Origin of the sequence: Stenotrophomonas sp. PS02298 (assembly GCF_029959445.1) — a bacterium.
Taxonomy (GTDB): Bacteria; Pseudomonadota; Gammaproteobacteria; order Xanthomonadales; family Xanthomonadaceae; genus Stenotrophomonas.
Genome location: NZ_JASCOR010000267.1, coordinates 1 through 3540, shown reverse-complemented (window position 1 = coordinate 3540; position 3540 = coordinate 1). Strand labels below are relative to the sequence as shown.

Below are 3540 nucleotides of genomic sequence, written 5' to 3'. Positions count from 1 at the left end.
GGGGCGCCCCGCCCCCCCCCCCCCCGGGGGGGGGGGGGGGGGGGGGCGCCCGCGGCAGCTGCGATGGAGGTCGGACCCTCACCCCCAGCCCCTCTCCCGGTGGGAGAGGGGAGCAAAGCTGAGGGATTTGCCGCCGCCTGCTTCACATCATTCATCGTCACCGCGCCTTCGGCGCCGGTGGCGCGGACGCGGGCCAGGTCGACGCCCAGCTTGCGGGCCATCGCACGCACGGCCGGCACCGCCTTGACACCACCGACGGCCACGGCCTGTTCGGTGTGCACGGCATTGGAGCTGACCATTGCGCCGACCACGGTGCCTTCGTCGGCACGTTCGGCGGCACGTTCGGCGGCAGCGGCAGCGACCGGTGCCGGTGCTGCGGCAGGCGCAGGCGCGGCTTCGGCCGGGGCGCCGTGGTGATGGCCGGTGTCCTGGCCATCGGCACGCTGCGGCAGGTTCGGGTCGAGCTCGAAACTCGCCAGCACGTGCCCGGTCACCACGATGTCACCGGCGGGGCCGGCCAGCTTCAGCACCTTGCCGGAGAACGGCGAGGGCACTTCGACCACGGCCTTGGCAGTTTCCATGGCCACCAGCGGCTCGTCGAGCTTGATCACGTCGCCTTCCTTGACGAACCACTCAACGATGGTCGCGTCTGGCAGGCCTTCGCCCAGGTCGGGCAGGTTGAAATTCTTGGTCTGGCTCATGTGAGTTTCTCTTCCAGCAATTCAAGTTCGCGCGCTGGCAGCCAGCCCTGCGCGCCATCGGCGCGCTCGGACCACCACCAGCCACCATGTTCGTGATGCAGTCGTACCTGCTCACCCCGGTCCACGTCCAGTTCGCGTGCGCTGTAATCGCGCAGCGCCTCGGCGCGGCCATCGTCCAATACCTGCAACCAGGCCACCGGCGCCCAGCCGGCGCTGCCTTCGCTGGTTTTAACCCAGGCGAAGGCCGGCCATTCCTCGTCGCGTACACCGAGCTCGACGATCTGCCCGGTCCTGAACTGCAGGGGGTTGCGGTATTGGCTGCGGTAGCTGCCAATCAAGCGTGCCAGCATGTCAGCCCACCGCGACCGCACGCTTGGCGGCGGTCACGATCCGCTCCACGCTGGGCAGGTACTTCATCTCCAGGCGGAACAGCGGGATGTGGGTGTCATAACCGGCAACGCGCTCGACCGGTGCCAGCAGGTCGTAGATCGACTCTTCGGCCAGGCGCGCGGCGATTTCAGCGCCAAACCCAGCGGTCTTCGGTGCTTCCTGCACGATCACGCAGCGGCCGGTCTTGGCCACCGATTCGGCGATGGTGGCGAAATCCAGCGGGCGCAGCGTGGCCACGTCGATGACTTCGGCACTGATGCCTTCGCCGGCCAGTTTGTCGGCGGCTTCCAGCGCTTCCTTGACCTGCGCGCCCCAGGTGACCAGGGTCACGTCGGTGCCGTCACGCAGCACGAAGCAGACGTCCAGCGGCAGTGCTTCGCCGTCATTGACGACCACTTCCTTGTACTGGCGGTAGATGCGCTTGGGCTCCATGTAGATCACCGGATCCGGCTCACGGATCGCGGCCAGCAGCAGGCCGTAGGCGCGCTGCGGGCTGGACGGCAGCACCACGCGCATGCCCGGCACATTGGTGAAGATGGCTTCGTTGGCTTCGCTGTGGTGCTCCGGCGCGCGGATGCCACCGCCCCACGGCACGCGCAGCACCATCGGGCAATGCAGGCGGCCACGGGTGCGGTTGCGCAGGCGTGCGGCGTGGCAGATCAGGTGATCGACCATCGGGTAGACGAAGCCATCGAACTGGGCTTCGGCCACCGGCTTCATGCCCTGCGCAGCGAGGCCGACGGTGAGGCCGGCGATGGTGGTTTCGTCCAGCGGGGTGTCGAGCACGCGCTGCGCGCCGAACTGCTGCTGCAGGCCGGCGGTGGCGCGGAACACGCCACCGTTGACGCCCACGTCCTCGCCCAGCACCAGCACCGACGGGTCGTGTTCCATTTCCCAGGCCAAGGCCTGGGTGACGGCTTCGATGAGGGTGATCGGGGTGGCTGTCATCGGGGTGTCTCCGCTGTTGCTCGCCGCGCTGTGCGCGACGCCGTGATCGTGGCTGGCCGAGGTGACGGCAGCATTGCGCTTGATGTCATCCATGGCGCTGCTCCAGGGCGATGGCGGCAGCACGCTGCGCCAGCAGGTCCGGCGGCGGATCGGCATACAGATAGTCGAACATCGCCTCGACCGGCTGCACCGGGCAGTTGAGGTAGGCGTTGACCTCCTCGTCGACGCGGGTGCCGCACTCGGCGATCCAGTTCTTTTCTTCTTCCTCGCTCCACACGCCGCGCGCGGTCAGGTACTTGCGCAGGCGGATCAGCGGTTCATTCAACCAGGCCGACTTCACTTCGGCGTCGTCGCGGTAGCGGCGGGCGTCGTCGGCGGTGGTGTGGTCGGACAGGCGGTAGGTGAGCAGTTCCAGCACCGTGCCGCCCTGGCCGGACAGGGCGCGCTCGCGCGCCTGTTCCATCGCCGCCATCACCGCGATCAGGTCGTTGCCGTCCACCTGCAGGCAGAACAGGCCGCCAGCCAGGCCCTTCTGGGCCAGGGTTTCAGCGCCGGTCTGGGCCGAGCGCGGTACCGAGATGGCCCAGCCGTTGTTCACCACGCACAGGATCAGCGGCAGCTTGTAGGCGCCGGCCGAGTTCACGGCGGCGTAGAAGTCGGTCTTGGAGCTGCCGCCATCACCGCAGACGCTGACCGCGACCTGCGGCATGTTGCGCAGCTTGAACGACAGCGCCGAGCCGGCCGCGTGCAGGCACTGGGTCGAGATCGGCACGCAGATGGGGAAGTCGCGGACCGCATCGCTGTCGCGGTCGTAGTCGCTGCCGCGCTCGTCGCCGCCCCAGTACATCAGGACGTCACGCGGGCGCACGCCGCGCATGAACATGGCGCCGTACTCGCGGTAGCTGGGAGCGAACACGTCGCCGCTCTTCATGGCCGCGCCGATGCCGACGTGGGCCGCTTCATGGCCCAGGCAGGAGGCAAAGGTGCCGAGCTTGCCGGTGCGCTGCAGCGCCACGGCCTTGGTGTCGAACACCCGCGTGGCCAGCATCTGCTTGAACATCGGCAGCAGCGAGCGCGGCTCACGCAGCGAGGCGGGAAGGTCTTCACGTACCAGGTTGCCGTCGGCATCCAGGTACTGCAGGTAATCGATTTGGAACTGGGCGGAAACCGTCATTGCAGCAACACCTTGGACAGATGGTTTCAAATGATAGGAATTACGCATGGTAAGGACTCAGTCCGAAAAAGCCGTCCTGCGCCGCAACAAGATTGACTGGGTACAGGGCGATTTTGTTCCGCGGGGCGCGATTCGGGTGAGCAATTACAGCGTATTCAGTCTGTAGCAACAGAAACGGCACATTGTCGCGCTGCTTGGGTTTGGGCGTGTTTCGATTCCGTTTGCGCGGGAAAGGTCTCTGCCGACCCATGGTCGGCAGGGGCTTCACCGGTACTGCCTCTGCCGACCATGGGTCGGCACAACAGGAGGTGCAACCCTGCGTTACCC

4 protein-coding genes are annotated in these 3540 nt (G+C 67.2%); all 4 read right to left on the bottom strand.

What is annotated here, in order from left to right:
- Positions 1–701 (bottom strand): biotin/lipoyl-containing protein (locus QMX78_RS20800; RefSeq protein ID WP_282273234.1); only part of this gene is annotated, 701 nt, incomplete at its 3' end.
- Positions 698–1051: an SH3 domain-containing protein gene (locus QMX78_RS20795; protein ID WP_282273232.1), complete on the bottom strand. Its 354-nt coding sequence runs from the start codon at positions 1049–1051 to the stop codon at positions 698–700. The genes QMX78_RS20800 and QMX78_RS20795, both read right to left, overlap by 4 nt.
- A 1-nt stretch (position 1052) precedes the next feature.
- Positions 1053–2132, bottom strand: a complete 1080-nt coding sequence (locus QMX78_RS20790; protein WP_282273230.1) for an alpha-ketoacid dehydrogenase subunit beta — start codon at positions 2130–2132, stop codon at positions 1053–1055.
- Positions 2125–3213 carry a pyruvate dehydrogenase (acetyl-transferring) E1 component subunit alpha gene (gene pdhA, locus QMX78_RS20785; RefSeq protein WP_282273229.1) on the bottom strand — a complete coding sequence of 363 codons (1089 nt, stop codon included), beginning with the start codon at positions 3211–3213 and terminating at the stop codon, positions 2125–2127. The genes QMX78_RS20790 and pdhA overlap by 8 nt, the downstream gene beginning before the upstream one ends.
- Positions 3214–3540: the final 327 nt, after the last annotated feature.

What these genes read in the sequence shown, in the direction of transcription:
- QMX78_RS20795 (WP_282273232.1), bottom strand. Translation starts at nt 1,051, where the DNA reads ATGCTGGCACGCTTGATTGGCAGCTACCGCAGCCAATACCGCAACCCC.
- QMX78_RS20790 (WP_282273230.1), bottom strand. Translation starts at nt 2,132, where the DNA reads ATGGATGACATCAAGCGCAATGCTGCCGTCACCTCGGCCAGCCACGAT.
- pdhA (WP_282273229.1), bottom strand. Translation starts at nt 3,213, where the DNA reads ATGACGGTTTCCGCCCAGTTCCAAATCGATTACCTGCAGTACCTGGAT.